Raw genomic sequence first — 24,242 nt, forward strand, 5'->3', positions numbered from 1 at the left:
AACGCAACGGCTACAACTTCCTCGGGTTCCTCTGCCTGGCTGCCGCGATCACCTGCTGGAAGAAGCTCCCGCACTCGACGTGAGACACGCTCTAATCTCCCTTGCAAGGAACCGCCGTCGCCTACGCGCCCRGAACACCGCCATGCGGCGCGCCCATCKGCGCTCACGACCGACACACGAGTACCACTTGCCATGTGTGACCAAGGGGTGGTACCGGTTGTGCTGGCGTACGCGCGTGCGCTGCTGACCGGGTCGGAGCAGGGGCGGACCGCCTACCTGGCGGCGGATCTCCGGGACCCCGGGCTCATCCTCGATGCCGCCGAGCTCCGCGGCGTGCTCGACTTCCACCGGCCGATTGCGCTGTTCCTCGTCGCGGTCCTGCACTTCCTGACCGGCGCCGACCAACCGCGTGCGCTGGTGCGCAGGCTGCTGGACGGTCTGCCGTCCGGCAGCTACCTGGTCGTGTCCCACGCGACCGGCGACCAGGCACCCCCAGGGGTCGGCGCGATCGTCGAGACCTACGCGACCACGGCCGCGCCGCTCGTTCTCCGCGGCCTCGCGGACGTCTGCCGCTTCTTCGACGGGACGGATGTCCTCGACCCGGGCGTGGTGCGCCTACCGCTGTGGAAGCCGGACACGCCACCCACGGACCCGGAAACCGTCTGAGTCTACGGCGGTGCAGGACGGAAGCCCTGACCGCTCGCGGCGGCTCCGGATGGCCCAGTGCAAGACCGGATGGCATCTCGACGACGAACCCCTTCCCGACCCGGATCCGCCGTCCGACGACGCCAAGGCACTTGCCGTGCTGCGGGCGGACCTGGAGGAAGYCCGCGGTGAGGTCCTGGCGGCCGGCGACCTCGGGCAGGTCGGCGAGATCGACGAACTGATCGGCCAGGTGGACCGGGAACTGTCAGATCTGGGCGTGCGGGGCCGGATCGCGCCGGCCGACCGGGACCGGCCGCRCCGCGTCCGCTCGACCCGTCGTCGCCAGGATGCCCCCGATCTRCCCCGGCTGCCCGTTGAGCGGCGCACGGTCGGGCGGACGTTCACCGCGCCGGACGGGACGGTGTGGCGGCCGTCGATGTTCCTGACCCTGACCTGTGCCTCGTACGGGCGGGTGCACTCCGACGGCACGCCGGTGGACCCGGCCTCCTACGACTACCGGCAGGCGGCACGGGACGCGATCCACTTCCCGAAGCTGCTGGATCGGTTCTGGCAGAACCTGCGCCGCGCGGTCGGCTGGGATGTCCAGTACTTCGCCGCGCTGGAACCCCAACGGCGTCTCGCCCCGCACCTRCACGCCGCGATCCGCGGCACCATCCCGCGGACCATGCTGCGGCTGGTGGCGGCAGCCACCTACCACCAGGTCTGGCGGCCAGCGACGGACCGGCCGGTCTACGACGATCAGCATCTGCCCGTCTGGGACGACACCATCGGCGCCTACCTCGACCCCGACGCCGGCGACCCGCTGCCCTCGTGGGATGCGGCGCTCGACGCGATCGGTGAGGACGACGAACCCGCGCACGTCGTGCGGTTCGGTCCGCAACTCCAGGCGGACGGGGTGACGGCGAACTCGGTGAACACCGGCCGGATGATCGGCTATCTCACCAAGTACCTGACGAAGACCCTCGACACCTGTCACGAGATCAGCAGTGACCGGCAGCGGGCGCATGTGGAGCGGCTCGCCGATGCCCTGCGCTACGAACCCTGCTCCCCGACCTGTGCGAACTGGCTGCGCTACGGCATCCAACCCCGCAACCCCCGGCGCGGCCTCACCCCCGGACGGTGCACCGGCAAAGCCCACCGGCGCGAAACCCTCGGCTTCGGCGGCCGGCGGGTGCTGGTCTCCCGCCGCTGGTCTGGCAAGACCCTCACCGACCACCGTCGTGATCGGGTCGTCTTTATCCGCCAGCAGCTCGCGGCACTGGGCGCCACTGGCACCGGACCGGCCGCGCCCGAGGACGATCCGACCCGCATCGCCTGGACGCTGCTACGCCCCGGGGACCCGGCCGCACCCCGCCGCGAACATCTGATCTTGCATGCCATCGCCCAACGGCACGCCTGGCGCGCACAGCTCGGAATCGGCACCGAGGAAGGGGCCGGCGGGGATTCGGCAACAGGGCCGCCGCTGGCGGACGCAGCCTGACCCCACCCCGGCAAGCCCCTGGAGAGCCTGCGTGACCAAGCTCCTGCTCACCCCGACGGAAGCCGCTGACCTGCTCGGCGTCAGCCGCAGCACCGTCTACGAACTGCTGAACAGCGGCGACCTCGAATCCGTCCGCATCGGCCGTGCCCGCCGGATCCCCTCCGCCTCGCTGCTCGCCTTCGTCCACCGGCTCCGCGGCCTCGACGACGGACAGGCAGCATGATCACCCTCACTGGCCGTCGGGCGGGGGCAGGTCGGGGCGGTGTTCGGCAATCCATGCCTCCACATCGACGGTCCGCCAGATGTGACCGGCGGCCAGGGAGGCATACGGCGCGGGGAACGACGGGTCTTCCTTCAGAAGCTGGTTCACCCGCGTCCGCCCGACCCCCAACCGGCGGGCGATCTCCGCCGCTCCCATGAGCGGTTGCGTCATACCCCGCAATCTACTGGACGACCGTCCAGCGCCACGTGTACCGTGGATGTCGCTGGACGGTCGTCCAGTCGCGTTGAGGCGGTTCCGGCCGAGTGCGGCAACACCCGACCGGAACCTTGGCCCCTTCCTGCGCGAACAGGAGAGAGACCCATGCCCATCTTCCCGTCCGACGCCCCGGATCCCGACCGAACCCCCGGCGGAGACGTGYCGCTGATCGTGGCCAGCATCGTCCGGCCCGGCGTCTATGCGCTGACGCTGCGTCCTGGTGCTGATGCCCGCGAGATCGCCGAGGTCCTCGCCYGCATGCCGGTCGACGCCTTCCTGACCGAGCACGTCGGCGACATCGACCTGACCATGGTCTTCCGGACAGTGCCCGACGGCAGGGAACCTGATCCCACCGGGGGCGTCACCCCGACGGCACCGGCGGCGGCACGCGGAACCCGCCCGTAGCGGTTCTTCTGCCCCACCCATTTTTCTTCYGTTCTCTGGTGGCGCCTCAATCTGTCGGGGCGGTGGACGGGTCCAGGGTCGGCCATAGGCCGATCGCGTAGCGACGCGATAGCGCCCTGGACGCGGCCGGCGACCCGGCAGACCATCCCAGCGCCAGAGAACGGAAACCCCCACTCGCGCCGGACCACGCGACTCGCGACCCGCGCCCGTTCTTTCGGCAAGGAGCCAGAACCACCATGCCCACCAACACCCCACGGCGGGTGACCCTCATGCAGGCGCTGCATGACCACCTCGACCGCGCCGACCGCGGCCAGGGACGCGGTTACCCGCAGTCGGACGGAGAGACCAAGTTCGCCTGCGACATGGAAGACAGCCCCTACGGCTGCCCATGGTGCGACGCCGTCGAATGGCCCGACGGCAACCCCCTGGACGTGGCCTGATGGCCGAGGGTAAGGGCAGCAGACGCGGCAACGGCGAAGGCTCGATCTACCGGTACCGCAACGGTTGGGCCGGTCAGATCAGTATGYCGGACGGCACCCGGCCGACGTTCTACGGCAAGACGAAGGACGACGTCCGAGGGAAGATCATTGCCGCGCTCCGGGCGGTGCAGGACGKGGTGCCGCTGGTCACGACACGGATGACGGTGGCCGAATATCTCGATCAGTGGGTGACCATCGTTCTGCCTTCCCGCGTGGTCGCCGGAACGCTCRCCGAGTCAACGGCCGAGTCGTATGCCGATCAGGTCCGGCTGCATATCACGCCGATCCTCGGCCGTCACGAGCTGCGCAAGCTGTCCACCGCGCACGTCCGCCACTGGATGACGCGCAAGCTCACGGAACCGTCGTCCGCGGGTCTGGCGCAGTGCGCGGCCTGGGAGGCTGAGGCGGCCCGCAAGGCGGYAGAACGCGCGAAAGAGAAGAAGACTCGCCCGGCTCGACGCGCGACAGCACAGAAGAAGGCTCYGGCACCGAGCGAACGCAAGCCCGTCAAGCCGCTGTCGGCCCGGTCGGTGCGCTACCTGCTGGTGATCCTCACCGCGGCGTTGAATGACGCGGTCCGGGAGGAACTGCTGACCCGGAACGTCGCCGCTCTCGTCCAGCCGCCGAGGAAGGCCGATGCGCCGATACGGGCGCTCACCGAGGAAGAAGCCCGTCGGGTTGTCGCGGTCGCGCTCGTGGACCGGATGTCCGCGCTGTGGCTGGTGCTGYTGGCGCTCGGGCTGCGCAAGGGGGAAGCGCTCGCGCTGCGCTGGGATGCGCTCGACCTTGATGCGGGCACGGTCGCCGTGGTGCGCAAGCAGCGGCGTCGCAAGGCGGGAATTGATCCGGRGACCGGCCGGCAGCGCTGGGAACTCGTCGAAGAGGAAGCCCTGAAGACGAAGGGTTCAAAGGCGGTTCWCGCACTGCCCGACATGGTCGTCACGATGCTCCGTGAGCACCGGTGGCGGCAGGACGACGCGAAAGCCGACCTCAGCGCCAAAGCGGACCAGGYGGAAAAGGACCTGGCGGCGCTGGCCGCGCAGAACCTCCCCGAGGGGGTGTCCGGGACTCCGGCGGACCTGAAGGTCATCCGGTGGGAAGACCCCGGACTGGTGTTCACTACCGCACTCGGGCGGAAGGTCGACCCGCGCAACGTCAACCGGTGGTGGGACGCGGTGTGTGAGCGGGCTGAGGTGCGGCACACCCGCGTGCACGATCTCCGCCACACGGCGGCGACGATGCTGTTCCGGGCCGGCGTCGACCTGAACGAGATTSGCGCGCTTCTGCGTCACACCCGCCTTGGCACCACCGCGGACATCTACGTTGACGTTCTGGCRGACGTCCGGCGGGGGACGGCCCGCAGCATGGACGACATCCTCACCCGGCTCCGGAACCCGACCACCGCTACGGAGAGTGAGGCAGACGAGGGTGCCGCCTGAGTCGTCCCGCAGTACCGTTCGCCAACTGCAGTATGAACTGCAGTACACGAGGTCTTGAAAGCGGCAGAGCCCCGCACCTTGGATGGGGGTGCGGGGCTCTGGCCTGTCTCAACCGTGCGTGCGCTCGGAGGGRCTCGAACCCCCAACCTTCTGATCCGTAGTCAGATGCTCTGTCCGTTGAGCTACGAGCGCGATCTGCCACCGTGGTGGCCGGCGGTGCCAGCTTACAGCACCCGACGGGTGGCACCGATCCCCCGAGGGGGATGTAGCTTTCCGTAGTTCATCATGTGCTTATTGTGTGGACAGATGTGGGGTCATCGTCGAATCGGCAGCTGCGGCACCGGCAGGAGGAGTTGCCGGTGGGGCGCGCGGCGGACGGTCAACCGCTGACCGTCCGCCGYGGCGGGAGGCGGCGCAGTACGACCTCCCTGAGCCGGCGATCCTCCGCCTCGGCGGGCAGTTCGCGTGCCCGCACCGGGAGGTGCGTGTCCGAGAGCATGACCAGACGCACCCCGCCAGTATCCGACGCGACGGCCGCGGGAACGCCATCGTGCCCGATCGGGCGGGCACGTTCGCGCCCGCTGCCKAGAGGTCCTCATGGTCGAGCGGTCCTCATAGTGACATCGGGATGTCATCGGGTGTCGTCGATCATAATTGGATTTATGTAACTTAATTAGATTTTATGTATCGTAATTAGATCTGTCGAAGCATAATTGGATGCCGCCAGAGCGTTGTTCGATCTTATCGGGTATCGTCGCATGGAGCAATGATGCGTAACGATCCGGGGCGCAGGGTAATTCTCCTCGCGGCGTGCGCATCATGAAGATCGACGGCTGGAGATCATCCTGATGGATCCGGGCGGCGTGCGCCGCGCGACTCGGAGCCAGCCCTTCGATGCCCAAGTACTGTTCCGTGCCCGGGCGGCGACGATGAGCTCGCTGTTCCTGCTGGCTCTGCTGCTTGCGAGCTGGGCGCCGCGTATACCGCAAATCAAGGARGGGCTCGAACTCGGCGACGGGCAGCTCGGTCTGACCCTGCTCGGCGCCCCGATCGGGGCGGTTCTGACACTGTGGCTGATCGGTCTGGCGGTCACCCGCTACGGCAGCATCACCATGGTGCGAGCAGGTTTGCCCGCCTACTGCGCCACCGGTCTTCTGGTCCCGCTCGTCGAGGGACCCTGGTCTCTGTTCRCCCTGCTCGCCCTGTGGGGGGCGACCAGCAGCTGCCTCGACATCTCCCTGAACACCCAGGCCGTGGGGATTGAGCGCTGCTACCAGCGGCCGATCATGACCTCCGCCCATGCGGCGTGGACGGCGGGTGCCCTGTCCGGGGCCGGGATCGGTTCGGCGGCGGCCGCTCTGAGTGTCCCGATCGGCGTGCAGTTCGCGGTGCTCGGCGGGTTGGGTCTCGCTGCCGCCCTACCCGCCACGGCCTGGATGCTGCCCGACGGCGCTGCACCGGAAGTCGCGCCGGGGGACGGGCGAGATGGCTGGGACGGGGACAGCGACAGAGCGATGCCCCGGGGTCCCGTCGGCACCGGCAGCCGTGCCCRGCCGTTCGTCGCACTGTGCGTCATCGCCTTCGGTAGTTTCCTCTGCGAAGGTGTGGCAGCGGACTGGAGCGCCGTCTACCTCACCGATGTGGCCGGAGCGGCCGTCGGAATCGCGGGTATCGGCTTTGTGGCCTTCACCTCCTGCATGTTCGTCGTGCGCCTGTTCGGGGACCGCGCCATGGCACGGTTCGGCCCGACCCGAACGGTCCGCGGCCTCGCCGTGACCGCGATGGTGGGATTCGCGCTCATGCTTGCGCTCGGTTCCTCGGCGTTCGGCACGGTCGGGGGAATCGTCGGATTCGGAACGCTCGGCGTCGGCACCGCCTGCGTGCTGCCCGCGGTGTTCTCCGCGACGGRGCGGCTTGGATCTTCGACGGGCAGCTCCATCGCCGTGGTCGGCACGGTCGGGTATGTCGGATGGTTGTGCGGGCCGGCTCTCATCGGTGGGCTCGCCGAGCTGGCGGGCCTGCAGTTCGCCATGGTCGTCGTGTTCGTCCTGCTCGTTGCGATCACGGTTTGCGCGTCGGCGCTGCGCGGTCCCGATTCTCCTGCTGCGGCTGCCGAGTTCACTGCGGACCCCGGTACCTCGGAGATCTCCGGGGTACCCAAGATCCCCGAGGTCGGCTAGCGTCACCGGCGACCAGCGACCAGCCATCAGGCCGGGTCCTCTGCCGGCTGCCCCGGAAGCGGAAACGGGCACTACCGCCGGCCGCGACGGAATCCGGGCAGGAGGGTCTGCACCAGTGCGTCCGTCTCGGCCTCGGYCCGCCCGCCGCGACGCACCCCGCCGACACCGATAGTTCGGTACATCTCCGTTGCCACAGCCTGCAGAGTCCGGCGATCACCCCGTGCGGCGACCGTGCGCAGCAGGTCCCGCCAGAGCACTTCGGAGGTCGGCACGGCCCGTAGCCCGGTGCGGCAGGCCGCCATCGCCGTCATCGTGTCACCGAAGTCCAACGTCAGCTGGGCGAGGCGATGCGCCACGTCGACCACGCCCGCCCGGGTGCTTCGGGCGATTGGCCCGGTGGTCGCCCAGCGGTACCGCCCGGCAGGCAGATCCGTCCACAGGGGACCGCTGACCATCCGCAGGGCTGTCGTCAGATCCGCCTCGGCGTCGCTGCCCGGCAGACCGGCCCGGTGGGTGTAGGCCACGAAGAGTTCCCAGTCGCAGCGCACATCCGGACTCAGCCACCACCGGCCATCCGGGCCGATCATGATCCGAGGCAAGCCGCTGGCATCGGTCCCCAGCCACTGGCGCGCTTCGGTCAACGCGGCGTCGGCGATCTCCTCCGTGGTGTCGGATGGCCAGATCTCCTCGGCGAGGAGCCGACTGTCCACGCCTTCCCGGTGCAGCGCGAGGTAGACGATGACCTCGGTCAACAGGTCGATGCGCTCGGCGGGTGGTCGCCCGGGACCCTCGACGGTGGGCAGTCCGAGAATCCGGACCTGCGCCTCGGCGGGCGCGGTGGGATCGGCGGGCGGCGTGGTTTCGAGCGGCACACGCTGTGGCGCCGCCCCGGACGTCCMCGTCGGGGGCCGTGAAACGCCGACATCCGGGACGGTGGTATCTCCGTCGGCGTAGCGCGCCCGAGCAGTCTGAGGCGGTGCACGGTGCGCGTCCGCCGCCAGCCGTTCGTTCGGAGGCGGGATCGGCGGCCGGGGTGGGATCGCGGTCCGGTACCCGGTGGTTGGCGGCGGGGGGGCAGGGGGTCCAGGTGGTGCCTCCGTCCCGGGCTGGATCGATTCGGCCGGGACGCGGCCCTGCCGGTTCGCTCGCATCCGGGGCGTCTCGAAGTAGACCACGGGTGGTACCCGTGGGATATCCGTCGGGTGGATGAGCGGTCGCCCCGGATGGGCCAGCAGACCGGCGGCTTCGGGGGCGTCGCCGGTGTCCGTGGTGGTCGGTAGGACGGGACCGGCCGATGCGGTCCTTCGCGGAGGGCTGGGAGGCTTGGGCGTGGGCGGCGGGGGTTCGGTGGGGAGCCGGCGGCCGTTCGAGGGCGGTCGCGTCGGATCGTCGTCCGATGGGGAAATGGTGGGTGGGAATCCGGTGCCGGGCAGGACCGCGGCGCGACCGTGCATGTCCTGCGGTTCCGCTCCGCGTGGCTCCGGTGTGGCAGAGCCGGGGTCGGGGAGTGGGCCTGCCGGAGTGGGGACGGTCGAGAGCGGCTGGGGGAAGGCAGGCCCGGTGAGGGCTGAGAGTTTCGGCGTCCAGGGCAGCGCCCCGGGCATGGAGCCGCGTTGTGAGGGTGGCCTTGTCGGCTCGTCGGGCCGGGTAGTTGCCGGCCCGGTCGCGGTGGGTCCGGCGACGATCGGTCCGGCGGGCGGCTGTGATACGGGGGGTGGTGGGGGGCCCTCGTCCGGCAGACTCTCGTCCGGCAGGCTGCCCGAGGCCCGGGCGGGAGATCCCGCCGCATCGGCCCGATGGAACAGCGCGGTGATCGAGGTGTACTCGGTCATGCTCAGAGCCTGCGCCCGTACCTGGACGCCGAGAACGCCGAGGGACACGCGGCGGTCCGACTCGACCGTGAAGCGCCAGCGGGCGGCCGGGGTGTCGCCGACGGTGAGGACTCCCACGGCGTCGTCCCGCCCGTTCGCCATCCTGGTCAACCGGGCGACGTCGGCGGCTGCGGGAGGGGCCGCGAGAATGAGTAGATCGGGTGCCAGCGCCCGTGGATTGCCGGTGACCCGATCGCGGCCGCCCGCGGTGACGGTCGGCGGGTCTGCCGGTGCCGGATCGACGCCGGTGCGACCGGCGTCGTCCTGTGGTCCGGCGAGTTCGTCGAGGACGGCGCTCAGGTCGTCCGCTGTCCAGACCCGAGCGGGTGCGATCGTCGTCAGGTCGGCTCCGGTGTCGGCCGGGAAACCCACCAGACAGACCCGCAGATCATCCGACCACACGTTGGTTCCCAGCTCGATCGCCACGGCGATCGCGACCTCCGTCGCGACGTCCAGGTCGCCGATCAGGCTGATGATGCCCGGAGCGCCTTCCAGGTCGACGAGAATGCGTGACCCGGCGTCGTCCCGGCCGAAGGTGACGAGGGCCGGGAACGGAGCCGGCACGCCGGCCGTCATCTGGGCGATCATCTGGGCCGGCTGGTCACCGGGCAGACCGGGCATCCGCTCGATCCGCCAGGACCCGGGCGCCTCGCCAACGGTCCATGGGGGCGGTGGAGGCTCCTCCTCCGCGGGTGCCATGTGCAGGATCAGCAGGTCGTCGGTGAGGATCGCCGCGTACACCGGGGGAAGCAGACGTCCCAGATCGGTCAGGCCGGCAGACAGAACGCGCAGTGAGCGGTCGACAAATCGGGCGGCATCCGTGTCGGCGGCCAGGAGCAGCGCGCGCTCTGTCTCGTCCTCCGGGGGGCTCGCCGGCCCCGCCCGGCGTGTGGACAACGCCACCATGACTCCGGCGGCGAGCAGGCTGGCGGCTGCTATCCCCAGCAGACCCTGGGAGGACGGTCCGAAGGAGTCGGACGTGAGCAGGCCGGGTGTAGTGGGGCCACCGGTGACCACCGCGGTGTTCCGCGCCGAGACGACCGGGGCCGTGTCATCCAGGACTGCCAGCGCACGAGAGGCGCCGAGACGACCGTCGCTGTCCCCCGGCCCGGGGTCTTCGAAATCGGGATAGCTGGGTTCTGGATCATCGAGGCCCGGGTCGCCGGGGCCGTGGTTGTCGAGGTCAGTGAGGTCGTAGCCGCCGGGGGTGGGGGGCGCGGTACCCGTTTCGGCGGCAGGCCATCCCGGGACGGAGTCCGGTACATGCAGTGTCTGCAGGCCCTCGCCCTGCGCGTCGGCGGGCAGCAGCAGCACCCAGCCGGCATGGATGAGCGATGGCTTGGACAGCGTGCGGCCGTCCGGCTGGGCACGACCCTCGTTGAGGTCGAAGATCTCCCGATACCGTAGACCGTCACCGAGGAAGCGCTCCGCGATGCCCCAGAGGGTGTCGTGGTGGCGTCCCTCGGCAGGTCGCACCTCGTAGAGCTTCATCATGCGCCCGTTGGGCATGAGCCGGCCGTTCGGATCCGCGATCGGACTGATCAACTCGGCGTGGCGGACACGCGGTGTCATGCGGCCAGCCGGGCCAGCCGGGCTGCTCCCCGGTTCCGGCCGTGACGGCCAGGTCTGCTGGGTCGGTGCGCCGGCGCCGGGATCCGTTGTCGTGGTCACCGGAGCCCGATCACCCCTCGTGAGCGCGGGCGCCCTGTCGTCCGGAGCCGGCCGCGGAGYGACCAGGGCCGCCGAGGTCGTCGATACCGGCATTGCCGTCCCCATCCGGCCGGGCGCAGGCGGAACGGCGGGGGCCCGGGCGTATGTCATCGGGGCGACCAGAACCGTCGTCCCGGAGAACAACACGGATGTGGCGACGAGACGGCGGGCGAGGTTCTGGGGGGCGCCGCCCAGCGGTATCCGCGGGGCGAGGCCGGTACCGCGCAGCTCGGCTCGGCATTCCGCGATGAGACAGGCGGTGAAGTGCAGCCAGGCGGCCCAGAAGAGCAGGGCCAGGATGGCTCGGACGACCGCGCCGGTTCCGTCCCTGCTCTGGAGCGGTGGACCCAGTACCAGGATCAGTACGACCGGAACGCCGAGGACGACACCGGCGATCGCAGCGATGGCCCCGGCTGCGCGCAGCCGTTCCCGAGACCGCAGCTCCGCGGAGACCACCGGCACCGGCTGGCGGGCCGGCACACTCCCGGCCCTGTCATCGACCATCCGATAGGGAGGGTCGCCGGCACGCGGAAGCCGCCGTCGTGACCGCGGTGCCGCCGCCGGAGAGGCGGACGTCATCGATGCCGGCGGCGAGGACGGCCGCGCGGATCGAMGTGGTGTCGATGGTGGCGGGAGCGGCGTGGACATGAACGTCCCCGATCAGGCGCAGGGTCGGGCGCATKGGCACTCCGGGCACGGCCTCGTGCCCGGTTGCGTGGCGCTCATGCTAGGTCGCTGGAAGCCGGTTTCCAGGGCGAAGCAGCAGTTCCCTGACCTTCTTGTGACCATTACCTGGATCCGGTCGATGGTATGTCTCCGCCGTGGATGCCGGCGCTCCAGGCTCTGGACTGGGGCGAGCTGACGGGACTTGCGGGAGCGGCGCCGAGCCGCCTGGATGCCCGCACGTCGATCTCGTGCAGTGGACACCCGGCCTCCTCGCGCTGCTGTGCCTGGACGGCGACAGAAGGACGAACCCGCTGTAATCGTACCAGCGTGGTTGCATAGAGGAAATTTTGAGATGAAAGATCTATGATACATTACTCAAGGTGGGCATCTGATGTCGTTCCGATGCTAAATGTCCAAATTTATTCTTACGTTGAGTTATCCCTAAAAGTGTCCAGTGTCGCGGCGTACCAGGGCAGGCGTATCTTCGATCGACCACCTTGTCCATTCCCGCATCCGCGGAACACCGGCGCTGGCCACACACCGAGGCCGGACCGACCCCGGAGTGGTCTGGTCATCCGGCACTCTGGATCTCGTTCTGAATCTCGGCGAGCCGCGCACGTAGCTGATCCAGCTGGGTGTGCAGTTCGGTGAGGGTCCGGTCGTATCCCGGCCAGACGGTGGTCCGGAAATCGACCGCGCTACGGCCGTCCCAGCTCTCCGGGTCGATCAGTACCTTCGCCGCGGCGCGGAGCTCGTCGAAATGGGTGAGYAGCGGGCCGTTGATGATCGTGGTGAGATCGGCGATGGCGGTCACGGCTTGTGGCGTGCTGCGGACGGTGACATCGGACGGCTGGGTCATGGTGTGCTCCGGTGACGGGGATCTGGACGGCCGTCTCGGCGGCAAAGCGCCTCGATGGCATGGAAGAGAGCGAACGGCGCAGTGGACAGTGGTCCCGGGAGGGCACGGTCCCGGGGGTGATCCGTCAGCTTCCGGCCGCGGCGGTTCGGCGGTTGATCTCGGTGATGCCGCGGGCGAGCTCGGCGAGGTTCGTCCGCAGGTCGGTCAGCGCGCTCTGCACCTCCGGCCAGACCTGAGCACGAAAAACCTGTGCCTTCGGGCCCTCCCAGTTTCGCGGGTCCGCCAACGTATTGCCATGATTGATCAGATTTGTCGTGGTCGCCTGCAGATCKGGTAGCTGTCGGCTCATCCGCCCGGCCGCCTGTTGGGCCGCTGGTGTGGTCACGGTTCGCACGGCATTGTTCCTTTCGGGACTCGAGCAGAGGGGGACGTGAGCAGGTTGGGTGTCGGGGGACAGGCGACCTGGACAGGAAGGACGGCTCCGCGGCGCACCAGCACCCCGCGACCTGGAGGCGCGGGGCCGCCGATCGTGCGGGACAGYCGGACTCCGAGCAGTTCGCCGTCACCCGGCCGCCCCGGGGCCAGGAGCAGCCCGTACCCACCGCGGCGGACGTCGACGAGGAATCCGCGGTACTGGCCCAGCAGCTCCTCGGTCGTACCAGCGACGATCAACACGCCGCCGCCGTCGCGTGCGGCCTGCCAGAAGGCCGCCAGTTCGGCCGCGGCCCGTTCACCGACCAGTTCGGCGTCGTCGACGAGGACGACCAGAGGTTCGTCCCCTGACAGGCCGGTTGGCAGGTCGGTCAGCGACCGGGCGGTGTCGGTCCGACGGGTCTTCGGCGTGACGGCTGACTCACCCCGCCCGCGGCCGCCGTGACGGCCGGTGCTGTTGCTTCCCGCCTCCTCCACGAGGTTCATGGTTCCGTCCAGAACGGCGACGACACCGGGTCGGTGGGCGAGGGAACGAAGGGGCGACGGACGCGGCGTCAACGCGACGATTCGGGCACCCTCGGTAAGGAGTGACAACGCCAGCGTGAGTAGAACGCAACTGCGCCCGGATCGTGGCGGGCCGCTGATCATGAAACCGGGACTGTCGGCATCCAGATCCACCTCGACGATCTCCAGCTCGTCCMCTCCGATTCCGATCGGCACGTGCAGCGAAGATCGATTTTCTGGGCGCATGGCCGCCGCCACGGATCTCCGCGACCGCCCGGGCGCGCGTTCCATCTGCTCGGATGTGACGAGGGAGGGCAGCGCGTCGATCCGGAAAGGACGACGATCGAAGCGCTCCGGCAGCCTTCGCGGCACCTCCACAGATCGGCCCGCATGGGACATCGCCCGAGAGCCCACCGCCCGCAGTGCCGCAACCTGAGCCCGGCCTGTGGGGTCCGCGTCGAGCAGCGCGATCTGTGTCTCCACGGGACTGGGGAACCGACCTCCGACCGCGACCCCACGTCCGGCGGGCAGCGTCCCGGGCACGTCGAACGGGGACAGGCCGGCGAGTGCGTAGTCGGAAGGGTCGGYCATCCGCAGGAGTAGTCGTTCGTCGACGAGCGACGCCAGCCGCCCGATCAACCCTCGTCGATCGGTAGTGATGATCACTCGCAGGCCCACCGCCTGACCTTCGCGCACCAGCCGCAGAAATTGGTCGACGAGTATTCCTCCGTCGACGTCCTCAAACGCGGCCAGAAATCCTTCGAACCGGTCGACGAGCAGCACCAGGTACGGCGATGGGCGCATGGCGTCGCCCGCATCGCCGGGGGAYGGCCGCCACGACCGCCGGGCCTCGGCAAGATCCATGAAGCCTTTCCGGGAGAGGATCGTCTGCCGTTCGCTGATCTCATTGGCCAGACGGGCGAGGAGCCTCGCGACCCGCTCGGGATCGTCCCGGCTCACCACGGCACCGGAGTGCGGCAGGTCCTCGAGGGGTGCCAGGGCGTTGCCGCCGCAGTCCAGTCCGTAGAGATGGAGCTCGCCGACGGGCAGGGCGGTGGCGAGGGCGCCGGCAGCGGTGCGCAACACGGTCGAGCGCCCGGTCCGTGGCGATCCGACGATCATGAGGTGGCCGCCGTGTTCCAGATCGATCGTGAAGGGCAGCTGAAGCTGACGGTCACAGTGATCGGCCAGCCCGATGGCGACGGGAGGGAGCCGAACGAGACCGTCCGCGTGGAGCCCGGGGGATCCGCTGGAGCCCGCCGGACGGTTGGAGCCCGCCGGACGGCGGCCGTAGCCATCCGCGGCGATGGTGTGGTCGCTCGGGCCGGTGTGGTCGCTCGGGCCGGTGCGGCCGGCGGTCGCCCCGACGAGAGAGTCGAGGGTAAYCCGCTCAGGGAGCGGGGGAAGCCACGGACTGGGTATCGGAGAGATCCCGAGCCTCGTCGAGGCCTCCCGTACTGCCGAGACCAGAGCAGCCAGGTCGGTGCGCGGCTCTGCCAGGGACACGTCTTCCGACGGCGGTCCGTCCGACGGCGCCGGCACCACCTGGGACGTGTCGRCATCCCGACGTGKAGCGTCGTCCGGTTCCGGCCACGGTAGCGGGGTGACCCTGGGCACAGGAATTCCGGACGAGCCGTCTCTGCCTGGTCTGGTGACCGGATCCGGTCCACCGATCCACCCGGTCTGAACGGCTGTCGTGATGCCCGGGCCGGTGCGTACCACCGCCCGACCGGGAGTGGCCGGACTGATCAGGGCAGCGGCCGGGCAGCCGACGACGTCCTCGCTCTCCGCCGCGTCGGTGACCCGCAACGCGATGCGCAGGTTCGTATTCGCCCGGATCTCCGGTGACACCACCCCCGCGGGGCGTTGGGTGGCCAGCAGGAGATGGATCCCGAGCGACCGTCCGCGTTGGGCCAGGTTGACCAATCCGGCGACGAATTCGGGTAGTTCGCGGGCTAGCGTGGCGAATTCGTCGACGACCAGAAGTAGGCGGGGAATCGTCGGACGCTCGATGGGGTGAGGGAGCAGACGTCGAAAGGCGTCGAGGTCCTTCGCTCCGGCCGCGGCCAACATCCGTTCCCGTCTGCGAAGCTCGGCGCTGAGCGAGCTCAGCGCGCGTCGAACCAGGTGCGGATCGAGGTCGGTGACCATACCGACGGTGTGGGGGAGAGCGGCGCACTCGGCGAACGCGCTGCCTCCCTTGTAGTCAACCAGCACGAAGATCATCTCGTCCGGGCGGTACATCACGGCGTGCGCAGCAATGATCGTCTGCAGCAGTTCGGACTTTCCGGCCCCGGTCGTGCCAGCGACCAGCCCGTGCGGTCCGTCGCGAGAGAGATCGATCGTGAACCTCCCACCCTCACCGATCCCGACTGGTACCGCCCTGCTCGCCGCGCCCCGGGGCGGCTGCGGCACCGATGACCAGAAATCTTGGATCACCTTCGGCGTGGGTGGGTCGGCGCCGAGGATGTCCAGGAGCCGGACGGCGGAGGGAAGGCCCTCGGAGTCGTCGTCACCGGCGTCGCGCAGCGGCGCCAAGGCTCTGGCGACCGACTCACACCAGCCGGCCGCGGAGGCCAGTCCCACGGCATCGACGGCCGGTGCTCCGGCCTGGCCGGTGAGACCGGCCTGGTCGGTGAGACTGGGCAGGCCGGTGAGACCGATAAGGTCTGGGCAGACATGTCTGATCACGGCTGACCGATCCTGCCGCATCAACAACTCGTCGCCGTCCTGTTCGACAACGGCCCGGCATTCGGGCGGAAGGTCCCGGACGTCGGCCTCCAGGCAGATGATGTGGATGCCGACCGCCGGTCCGCCACGTAGCACGGTCGTCATCCCGGGAACGGAGCGCAGCATCCGGGCCCCGTCCAGCACGACCAGGATGTCGGGGGCGGATCTGGGTGCCTCGGGCGGATGGGCGCGGCGACTCTCGATCAAGGATGTAAGTTCGGCGATCCGGCGGGAGCGGCTGACCTCGTCGGCTCCGACGAAAATGGCCTTCTCCTCTACCAACGGCCGACAGTGCGGCAGCCAGCGGATCCATCGCCAGGCATCGACGATGCCTGTGGAGCCAATCAGTAGACAGATCCGGAGATCGCGAGGGCTGTGCAGGACAGCGGCCTGGATCACGAGCCAGCTGCCGAGAAGCTGCGGCAACATGCCCCGACCGGTGACGCCGAGCACTCCCCGCTCGGCCAGAGCAATGACGGCGGGGACATCGGGAGCGACCCAGGCCGGGGGCTGCCGGGGCGTGACGGCGGCAGGGGAGGGGTCCGTGGTCCGGACCCTGCTTGGCAGGTCGGCCGTGCCGAACCTCAGGTGCAGGTGGTCGGGGTCATGACGACGCCGCTCCCACAGCGTCGCAGTCGGTCCCTGAGCGGTGGCGAGCAGACTTGCCGGATCGGGGTGGCTGCGACGACGCTCGGCGCATTCCGCCGCAAGCGCGGCACGAGCCGTGGCCTCGACGTCGTCCCGCTCCTGCCGGTAGCGGGCCATGGCCGCACGGAACTCCCGGCCCTCCCKCCGTCGGCCGCTCACCACGGAGGCGGCCAGGCTCACCGGCGCCAGCACCGCGAAGAGCAGAACGTAGACCGTCCGCAGCAGGGCTGCCATGCCCAGGGCGGCGACAAGCGGCAGCACCGTCGTGAGCACCGGAACCTGAACACGGCGGGGTTCGGCGGGTGCGGCCGGCAGGACAAAGACGGACTCCCGCTCCGGCGGATGCAGGCGAGGCGGACGGTTGACGTCGAGCATGCCAGGAGCGGAGACGGACGGGCGGGTCAGCACCGTGAGCGGTGCGGGCCGCACGAGCAGCAACGTCACCGGGGCGATCCGCACCGCGGCCAGGATGGTGCCGGCAGGCAACGATGGGTGGTCGCCGAGGACGGCCGCACCCGGACCGGCTGTGACGGTGCACCGACCGTCGACCTCGATCCGGATGGTCAGCGCGGGCTCGTCGCTGCTGTGACCCCCTAGCGTGACAGTGCAGCCGGGTCCCGAGCCGACGGTGAACTCACCCGCCGGCAGGTGATGAATGTCGCCCGCCCCGGGTCCGCCGATGATCATCAGGTCGACCAGGCCCGTCCCGCGGACCCGCCGGGACACCGCGGCATCAAGGCTCACCACCGCACCCTCACGCAGCGGCGAGGAGGCCAGGGTCGTCTCCGGGTCGAGCGGACGGACGGTACCGGAGACGTTGATCGAGGGCCCGGCCCGCGCCGGTGTGGGAGTACGCCGCTGCGGGCGGACAGCGGCGGCCATCGCCCCGGCCACCGCACGGAGTGGGGTTTCCGGGGCGGCGGTCAGTAGTACGTCCGTGCTGGAATTCCGGGTGGCATCGCGGACGGTGAGGGTGAAACGCATGTATGGAAGATACGGCGTGGAAAAGCGGGAAGCGGGACCGGCCGACGGGGAGTTCTTCTACTTGGTGTTGTGGTCGAAATACGTGGTGGCGCAGAAACCACCATGACGATTCATGGCGAGTCGCGAGGACGATGCTCCCGCCCGACCGTGCGTGCCGTCGCCCGGGTGCGCATCACCTCCGTACCCGTCAGCTCCACCATGGCGTCACCCACCTCGGCAGCGTCGGCCGGGATCGGTAAACCGAGCGCAGGTTCGGGTGAGCGTGCCTGGCCGGTCGGAGACGGCCCGGCCGACAGGGCCACTCCGGCGCTCACTGGCATGCTGATCCGATGACCGTGCACGTCCAGCGGTCCGTCCAGGGAGGAGATGAGCCGCTCGGCCAGGGTCGCRGCCTCGGCCGCGGTAACGGGTCCGGTGAGGATGACGAACTCGTCCCCGCCCCAGCGCCCGAGAATGTCGCCGGGGTGGAGTATTTTCGAAAAGCGGCGGGCGGCGGCATCCGGAACGGCATCGCCCATCGGATAGCCGAAGGAGAAATTGACTCGACGAAATGCATCCAGGTCACGGAAGGTCGGGGTCAAACGGTCGGCAGGTCAGCTGCGTCGACGGACAATATGGAATCCCGCCTCGGCCAGAATCATCGGTATCAGCCTGATGGTCTCGTGGTCCTTCTCGCGACTGGGGGCATCAAGGTCGTCCCACGGTACAAGCATGGGATGAGTTTTTCGATCGTTGTCCCGGTGGGGTCCGTACCGCCACCCGTTAGCCTGTCGCTCGACCATCCACCGCTCGTGTTCCCGCTTCGCGAGAATTTCAACCTCGTTGTGCTGCGCGTCGGTCACACTGAAAGAAAAAGGATCGTCTCGGACAGCGCCGGCAACGATTCCACAGCCGATCATGTCGAGTTTTCGGCGGATGTCGCGGGCTTGTTCGTAGTTGGCGTTGCGAAAATCCTCCGAGAGATTTTCCCAGGCGACGAGCGCGCGGTTTTCTTCCGGTCTTTCGCCGGCTTCCATCCGCCGCCGGCAGTAGTCTCGGTGTATTCCTTTGGCGAGCTGTTCGACCTGGGGATCCTGTAGCTGGTCGGGATCGCAGACGCGGTCCAGCAGTGGAAAAACGGTGAGGCCACGGTAGAGGATGTCCAGCGGTCGCGCGCCGTCACCGCTACCGAAGGCCTGCCCGAAGGGAGTCATGCGATCCACCCGAACGATCACCTTGCGGTGTCCGGGCAGCCGGGACACCGCAAGAGCCTTGCGTAACGCCAGTTCCTCGTCTTCGTAGCAGATGAACACCAACTGCATGGCTCCTTCCGGGGCGTATCCATCCAGAAGACCGTTCAGGTCGACCTCGTCGGAACCCGTATCCTGGCAGATGGTGTCTACCATCGCCTCGACGAGGCCATAGCGGGTCTGCAGCAGCCTCAGTACACCGCTGGCATTCTTGTCGATGAGGGTCACCTGCATCCGCGACGTCGCACCTACCTCTCTGCGGCGCCGCGCGAGTTCCAGGAGCAGCTCCCGGCCGAACGGGCCCATGCCCACTATCACGACGGACAGACCAAGGGGCGCGAACGCGATCCGTTCGTCGTCGAGCAGAAGACTTGCACCGAGACGGGCGGTGTTGAAGAACTCGACCGTGAGACGAYCGATGTGTTCCCTGCCGAGCAGAAGCGTCCACAGGGCGTCGAGCACGTCAGGATCCGACTCCTCCGCGTAGCATGTCAGCGGGCGGTGGCGCTGGCGTGACACCTGCTCCGCCGCCGCGACGACAGCGGCGTTATATCCGGACGCAGTCCCACACACGTACAGTTGGTCGGCCCGGGCCACGCCAGCCCGCCGTAGCACATCCCCGCGACGCGCATCTCCTCGTAGCAGGACCAGACCAAGACGGCGGGCGTGTTCCGCGATTTCGATACTGTCGACGTCATCGATCAGTACAACCTGGCGGGACGCGGCCCGCAGGCGTTCCGCGAAGGCAAGCGCCGTCGGTCCGCTGCCACAGATGACCGCGTGCCCCCGGGACAGCGTGGCCTGGAGGGCGGCCATCGGTTTGACCAGCGTATCCGCGAGTACATAAGCAGTGGCCGCAGGCGCCAGGAAGCGGGCGATCTCAAAGGAGATCGGGAGACCGACATCATTGGGTAGGTCTGGTGGCTGGACGAAGAAAAGCCCCAGGCTGCCGTAGGCGATGTCRGTGGCGCTGAGGCCGGCGCCGGGGCTTCGGGACAGCTGCCAGAGCCCGACCATCCCCAGACTGAATGCTGAAACCGCGGCAAGYAGACATAGGCGTCGCCAGCCGGCGGGCGGCTGGAACAGTCCGTTGAACATCCAGCGGACGGTCCGCACCGGGTGGCGCATCCGGGAGGACACGACTACCACGGCGCCTTCCATGTTCCGAAAAATGATCAGCAGAACATCATAGAACACGGTGCCTACCAGCCTCCTGTTTCCTCCGCCAGCCAACAGTTCAGCCAGGCCCCGGGACCGGGCGTCGGGAGGTTTCGTCGGGGAGCCGGACCCGTGATTGATCTCTCCCCGATATTCATCGACGAGATATTCCGACGACCGGGAAAGTAGCGGAATCGAGGTCCGCCGGGGTGAGGATTCAGCGGATGAATCAACGGTGGCCGGCGGCCGGCGGCTCGCCGGGCATGGCCCCCTTCCGCAGCACGCGGCGCCGCACTCACACCCACCCCTCTCACCGGTGCCCGGCAGGAACCGGCGGAAGCGGCCACCCTGGCCTGGCGTGTGCCGTGCTCGCCTGCTCCCGGTCTGGGTCGCGCGGCTGGTCCCGGCCTGAGCCGAAAGGCTCCGGACCACGGCGCGGCTCACGCCGCCTTGCCCGGTTGCCGTCAAGAACGTCCCCGTCAGTCATACCCGAAACGTCCCCATCAGCCATACCTGATCGCTACTCAGCCGGGTCAGGATAACGCGAGTGGCGCAACGCCAGCCATCACTCACAGGTACTGAGCTTCAATGCCTGGAGTCATGTTGGCCGCAGCTCCTCCCAGCCCAGGCCGGTTTCGGCGAGGAACCCCAACAGCAACGCGGGCCGGTACCGCAGCCGTTTCAGTCCGTGTTTGGCCGCCTGGTGGACATCGTCGAGGCTGCGGGCGGCCAGGTTCACCAGGGCGGTGCGCTTGAGCTGGGACCACACCCCTCCGCCGGATTCAGCTCGGGCGTGTAAGCCGGCAGCAACACCGTGCTCACCCAGCCGGCGTGCTCCCGCAGGAACGCGGCCATGATGCGTGTCGCCCGGGCGGCGCTTGCAGCCCGGCACGGTGCGTACTGCCATCCTGAACGGAGCCTACGGTGCCGAGCCCGCGGTCCGCTACGCGCAGGTGTCTGGCGGTCGGCTGCCAGGACAAGTTCTCGGGCCTGCTGGAAAGCGCGAGACTGCCGGCATGGTGAGAACTCGAACCCGCCCAGGCCTGTGCTGGCGAGCGTCTCGCCGACATGCTCCGCAGATGCGCGGTCAGTTCAAGGTCATGGGCGCGGCGGTTCGGGCCGCAGGCGAGAGGCCCGCGGCTGCGAGCGGCACCGTTCCCAGAGCGTGAGGTAGGCGCGGGCCATCTGGTGGTCAGTGAAGGTGCTCACGGCCGCCTGGCGTGCCCGTATTCCCCAGCCGGTGGCGCAGGACCGGATCATCCCGCAGCCGGCACAGCGCAGCGGCCAGGGCGGCCGGGTCGCCGGCGGGCATGAGCAGCCCGGTCGCGCCGTCGATCACTGCTGCGGAAGCTGATCGACGGCGACGACCCGCAGATCGCAACCGGCCACTCCGGCCGTCAGGCCGGCGGCCAGCATCGGCGCGCACGCCCACGGCACACACCGGTTGACGTGCAGGACATCGGGGCGTACCCGGCGCAGCAACCGCCCGTGCGCGCCAGTCCCCCCGCGCACGACATGGACGGACGCGCCGCCGCGCCGGCGGCAGGCGACCCATTCGACCGGCCCGGCGTCGGGACCGGCATCTGGTGGAAGCCATGATCGACTACTGTCGGGATGGGCTACGCCGGCTGCGGTTCGCTGAGGGTCGGTAGGCTGGGGCAGTCATCTCTGGAGTAGTCATCTGCAGGATGGCGATCCGTCATCTGGCCCGCCCGGGAGCGTTCACGAAACGCCACCCTCGTGGCTAGCTGGTGCTTTCTGCGGCAAGAGGGTGTGTTGATGTCGATCGAGGAGTCCGGGGTAACCGAGGCGGCGGGGCCGCGGTCCGGCTACCGGACCGACGCGGTCGCGGCCGATGCCGCAGCCGCTCCCGACGGGACGGCTGTCCGTCTCGCCGGCCGCGTGGTCCTGTGGCGCCGTATGGGCGGGCTGATCTTCGGGCATCTCCAGGACCGTAGCGGCCGGGTGCAGGTTTCCCTGTCCAAGACCGATCTGGGCGCCGAGGTCGTCAAGGAATGGTCCCGGGCCGTGAAGATCGGCGACTTCGTCGGGATCGCCGGCAGCCTCTACACCACCCGCCGCGGCGAACGGACCGTCGCCATCTCCGAGATGACGGTGCTGAACCGGACCGTACGTGCCCTTCCGGACAAGTGGCAGGGCCTGTCCAACGTCGAGGCTCGTTACCGCCGCCGCTACCTCGACCTGCTTGTCAACGCCGAGTCCCGGGAACGCTTCCAGACCAGAGCGAACATCATCAGGCGGATTCGCCGTCTCCTTGACGACAACGACTTTCTCGAAGTCGAAACCCCGATTCTGCAAGAGGCAGCGTCCGGTGCCGCGGCCCGCCCGTTCATCACCAGGCACAACGCCCTCGGTGAGGACTTCTACCTGCGGATCTCCCCCGAGACCTATCTCAAGCGGATCGTCGTCGGCGCCTATGACCGCGTCTACGAACTTGGCCGCAACTTCCGCAACGAAGGCATGGACTCCTCGCACCTCCAGGAGTTCACGATGCTGGAGTGGTACGCCGCCTACTGGGACTATCGCGACAACATGGCCTTCGTCCGCGAACTGATCCTCACGGTCCTCGACGACGTCCTCGGCACCCGGGCGGTTACCTACGAGGGTGTCAAGCTCGACTTCGGCGCAGACTGGCCGGAGWTCGACTACCGGGCCGAGGTGGAGCGGCGCACCGGCATCGACCTCACCGTTGTCCGCGATCTTCCCACTCTGCGTGCCCGAGTGGCCGAGCTCGGCTTGGACGTCGGGACCTCCCCGTCCTACGCCGGCCTGGTAGACCTGCTCTACAAGAAGACGGTCCGACCCGATCTCGTCCAGCCGTGCTTCCTCGTGCACCACCCGGCGGAACTGGTCCCGCTGGCCCGGCGCAGCGACACCGACCCCACCGCGCTTGACATGTTCCAGGTCGTGGTGAACGGCGTGGRGATCGTCAAGGCTTACTCCGAACTCGTCGACCCCGCCGAGCAGCGGCAGCGGCTTGAGGAACAGGCCGCGCTGCGGGAGGCCGGCGACGACGAGACCATGATGCTCGAAGAGGACTTCATCGAGGCCATGGAATACGGGATGCCCCCGATGTCCGGCCTCGGGCTCGGCATCGACCGGTTCGTTGCCCTGCTCACCGGCGCCCCGACCCTCCGCGACGTCGTCCTCTTCCCCACCATGCGCGGCGCCCACAAAGACCARACAGCCCCCGTTGAAGATGACCTGTGACGGGGGCCCCTAAAGAAACTCTCGAACACGTCGCCGCCGACCGCTACAGAGCCCTCCCACTCCTTGCTACCAGAGTGCGGGCCAGTGCTCCGGTCTTCAGGCCGGGGGTGAAGGCCCGCGTGTGGGGTGCGAGAACTCGGCCACCGGCGTTGGCCTGGTCTTTTAGGCGGCTCGTTCGTATTCGTTGATCAGGCCGCCGAGGACGGGCTGACGTTTGATCCGTTCCTGGCTCAGGTCCGCGGCGGGGTGGTCGGGCCGTGGTCGTTGAAGGTCGCGGCCGCGGTGGGGGCGTCGTCCGTTGTAGCGCCGTGCGTACTCGGCCAGGACAACGCGCAGGTGCCGTTCACCGAAGATCAGCATCCGGTCGGTGACCTCGGTCCGGACGGTTCGGACTAACCGTTCCGCGTAGGCGTTCGCCCGCGGGGTCCGGGGTGGGATCCTGATCGCGGTGATGCCGGCGTCGGCGAGGAGCGCGTCGAACGACGCGGTGAACTGTCCGGCGCGGTCACGGACCGGGAACCGGAAGTCGGCCGCCCGGTCACCGAGGTCCAGGAGGAGGTTCCGGGCTTGTTGGGTGCTCCACGGTCCGTCGGGGTGGGCGGTGACCCCGAGGATGTGGACGGAGCGGGAGCCGACCTCGATGGCGAAGAAGCAGTACAGACGCCGCGGCGATGCCCCTTCCCCCGATCCGCTTTCACGACCTTCGACCCGGGGCGGCAACGATGCTCCTCGCGGCCGGAGTTGACATGAAGCTGGTCGCCGATGTGCTCGGTCACGCTTCGTCGAACTTTACCCGAGATGTCTACGCGGTCGTGGCCGAGGAGTTGGYGGAGGCTGCGGCGGTGGCGATCGAGGAGTTCGTCCCCCGGCGGAGCCGGAGAGCAGGCGCCGGATGAAGATCCACGCCGTTTGTTCCATCCACGTTCCATCCGCCGGCCATCCTGATCTTAAGGAAAGACCGGGCGTCTCGAACGTATGTTCAAAACGCCTGGTCGACGCGGAGGCTCGGGGATTTGAACCCCGGAGGGGGTGTATGCCCCCAACCGCATTAGCAGTGCGGCGCCATAGACCGGACTAGGCGAAGCCTCCCAAC

The 24,242-nt window shown here is 68.9% G+C and carries 17 protein-coding genes, 2 tRNA genes and 3 pseudogenes; 9 read left to right on the top strand and 13 right to left on the bottom strand.

What is annotated here, in order from left to right; translation table 11 throughout:
* Positions 1-192: 192 nt before the first annotated feature.
* The 3 genes and pseudogenes from Manayef4_RS13980 (at position 193) to Manayef4_RS13990 (ending at position 2,369) form a co-directional block, all read left to right on the top strand.
* On the top strand, positions 193-666 hold the full coding sequence (locus Manayef4_RS13980; protein WP_083282462.1) for an SAM-dependent methyltransferase: 474 nt from the start codon (positions 193-195) through the stop codon (positions 664-666).
* Positions 667-694: 28 nt separating this feature from the next.
* Positions 695-2,146, top strand: a pseudogene (locus Manayef4_RS13985) (replication initiator); the annotation flags it as partial.
* 31 nt (positions 2,147-2,177) lie between these two features.
* Positions 2,178-2,369 carry a helix-turn-helix domain-containing protein gene (locus tag Manayef4_RS13990; protein ID WP_011434870.1) on the top strand — a complete coding sequence of 64 codons (192 nt, stop codon included), beginning with the start codon at positions 2,178-2,180 and terminating at the stop codon, positions 2,367-2,369.
* A gap of 6 nt (positions 2,370-2,375) precedes the next feature.
* On the opposite strand, the gene Manayef4_RS13995 is transcribed toward Manayef4_RS13990, so the two are convergent.
* On the bottom strand, positions 2,376-2,579 hold the full coding sequence (locus Manayef4_RS13995) for a hypothetical protein (protein ID WP_035908376.1): 204 nt from the start codon (positions 2,577-2,579) through the stop codon (positions 2,376-2,378).
* A 150-nt stretch (positions 2,580-2,729) separates the two neighbouring features.
* Here Manayef4_RS13995 and Manayef4_RS14000 point away from each other — a divergent pair, with 150 nt between their 5' ends.
* From Manayef4_RS14000 to Manayef4_RS14010, 3 genes are all read left to right on the top strand, one after another.
* Positions 2,730-3,029: a hypothetical protein gene (locus Manayef4_RS14000; RefSeq protein WP_070131894.1), complete on the top strand. Its 300-nt coding sequence runs from the start codon at positions 2,730-2,732 to the stop codon at positions 3,027-3,029.
* A 236-nt stretch (positions 3,030-3,265) separates the two neighbouring features.
* Entirely contained in the window at positions 3,266-3,469 is a 204-nt protein-coding gene (locus Manayef4_RS14005) for a hypothetical protein (RefSeq protein WP_023839866.1), read from the top strand.
* The gene (locus Manayef4_RS14010) at positions 3,469-4,947 is read left to right on the top strand and encodes a tyrosine-type recombinase/integrase (protein ID WP_254665649.1); all 1,479 of its coding nucleotides are present in this window, start codon (positions 3,469-3,471) and stop codon (positions 4,945-4,947) included. The genes Manayef4_RS14005 and Manayef4_RS14010 overlap by 1 nt, the downstream gene beginning before the upstream one ends.
* A gap of 119 nt (positions 4,948-5,066) precedes the next feature.
* On the opposite strand, the gene Manayef4_RS14015 is transcribed toward Manayef4_RS14010, so the two are convergent.
* Positions 5,067-5,139 (bottom strand) — tRNA-Arg (locus Manayef4_RS14015).
* Positions 5,140-5,795: 656 nt separating this feature from the next.
* Here Manayef4_RS14015 and Manayef4_RS14020 point away from each other — a divergent pair.
* Positions 5,796-7,127, top strand: coding sequence for an MFS transporter (locus Manayef4_RS14020; RefSeq protein ID WP_070131896.1), 1,332 nt, complete (start codon positions 5,796-5,798; stop codon positions 7,125-7,127).
* Positions 7,128-7,198: 71 nt separating this feature from the next.
* Here the strand turns inward: Manayef4_RS14020 and Manayef4_RS14025 are convergent, their stop codons facing one another.
* From Manayef4_RS14025 to Manayef4_RS25035, 9 genes are all read right to left on the bottom strand, one after another.
* Positions 7,199-11,212, bottom strand: a complete 4,014-nt coding sequence (locus Manayef4_RS14025; RefSeq protein ID WP_254665650.1) for a LysM peptidoglycan-binding domain-containing protein — start codon at positions 11,210-11,212, stop codon at positions 7,199-7,201.
* A gap of 733 nt (positions 11,213-11,945) precedes the next feature.
* Complete coding sequence (locus tag Manayef4_RS14035; RefSeq protein ID WP_011434875.1) at positions 11,946-12,233, bottom strand: hypothetical protein; 288 nt, start codon at positions 12,231-12,233, stop codon at positions 11,946-11,948.
* 124 nt (positions 12,234-12,357) lie between these two features.
* Complete coding sequence (locus Manayef4_RS26030) at positions 12,358-12,519, bottom strand: hypothetical protein (protein WP_254665651.1); 162 nt, start codon at positions 12,517-12,519, stop codon at positions 12,358-12,360.
* Between the two features lie 95 nt (positions 12,520-12,614).
* Positions 12,615-17,531, bottom strand: a complete 4,917-nt coding sequence (locus Manayef4_RS14045) for an FtsK/SpoIIIE domain-containing protein (protein WP_254665652.1) — start codon at positions 17,529-17,531, stop codon at positions 12,615-12,617.
* Positions 17,532-17,641: 110 nt separating this feature from the next.
* Positions 17,642-18,112, bottom strand: a complete 471-nt coding sequence (locus Manayef4_RS14050) for a GGDEF domain-containing protein (RefSeq protein ID WP_070131898.1) — start codon at positions 18,110-18,112, stop codon at positions 17,642-17,644.
* A 12-nt stretch (positions 18,113-18,124) separates the two neighbouring features.
* Complete coding sequence (locus Manayef4_RS14055) at positions 18,125-19,858, bottom strand: RyR domain-containing protein (RefSeq protein ID WP_175443390.1); 1,734 nt, start codon at positions 19,856-19,858, stop codon at positions 18,125-18,127.
* Between the two features lie 658 nt (positions 19,859-20,516).
* Positions 20,517-20,825: a hypothetical protein gene (locus tag Manayef4_RS25030; RefSeq protein ID WP_011434881.1), complete on the bottom strand. Its 309-nt coding sequence runs from the start codon at positions 20,823-20,825 to the stop codon at positions 20,517-20,519.
* A 285-nt stretch (positions 20,826-21,110) separates the two neighbouring features.
* Positions 21,111-21,257: a hypothetical protein gene (locus Manayef4_RS24285; protein ID WP_173645823.1), complete on the bottom strand. Its 147-nt coding sequence runs from the start codon at positions 21,255-21,257 to the stop codon at positions 21,111-21,113.
* Positions 21,254-21,430, bottom strand: a complete 177-nt coding sequence (locus Manayef4_RS25035) for a hypothetical protein (protein ID WP_157902454.1) — start codon at positions 21,428-21,430, stop codon at positions 21,254-21,256. The genes Manayef4_RS24285 and Manayef4_RS25035 overlap by 4 nt, the downstream gene beginning before the upstream one ends.
* Positions 21,431-21,697: 267 nt before the next feature.
* Between Manayef4_RS25035 and lysS the strand changes: the two genes are divergently transcribed.
* Complete coding sequence (gene lysS / locus Manayef4_RS14065; RefSeq protein WP_070131899.1) at positions 21,698-23,149, top strand: lysine--tRNA ligase; 1,452 nt, start codon at positions 21,698-21,700, stop codon at positions 23,147-23,149.
* Positions 23,150-23,311: 162 nt separating this feature from the next.
* Here lysS and Manayef4_RS14070 read toward each other — a convergent pair.
* Positions 23,312-23,815, bottom strand: a pseudogene (locus tag Manayef4_RS14070) (integrase core domain-containing protein); the annotation flags it as partial.
* An 8-nt stretch (positions 23,816-23,823) separates the two neighbouring features.
* Between Manayef4_RS14070 and Manayef4_RS23075 the strand changes: the two are divergent.
* Positions 23,824-24,045: pseudogene (locus Manayef4_RS23075) on the top strand (tyrosine-type recombinase/integrase); the annotation flags it as partial.
* Positions 24,046-24,147: 102 nt separating this feature from the next.
* On the opposite strand, the gene Manayef4_RS14075 reads toward Manayef4_RS23075, so the two are convergent.
* Positions 24,148-24,238: transfer RNA gene (locus Manayef4_RS14075), tRNA-Ser, on the bottom strand.
* Positions 24,239-24,242: the final 4 nt, after the last annotated feature.

The organism is Frankia sp. CgMI4, from assembly GCF_001756285.1.
Taxonomy (GTDB): domain Bacteria; phylum Actinomycetota; class Actinomycetes; order Frankiales; family Frankiaceae; genus Frankia; species Frankia casuarinae.

Bases quoted from the DNA above. Each gene is read 5' to 3' on its own strand.
- Manayef4_RS13980 (WP_083282462.1), top strand. From the start codon at position 193: ATGTGTGACCAAGGGGTGGTACCGGTTGTGCTGGCGTACGCGCGTGCG.
- Manayef4_RS13995 (WP_035908376.1), bottom strand. From the start codon at position 2,579: ATGACGCAACCGCTCATGGGAGCGGCGGAGATCGCCCGCCGGTTGGGG.
- Manayef4_RS14005 (WP_023839866.1), top strand. From the start codon at position 3,266: ATGCCCACCAACACCCCACGGCGGGTGACCCTCATGCAGGCGCTGCAT.
- Manayef4_RS25030 (WP_011434881.1), bottom strand. From the start codon at position 20,825: ATGGCAGTACGCACCGTGCCGGGCTGCAAGCGCCGCCCGGGCGACACG.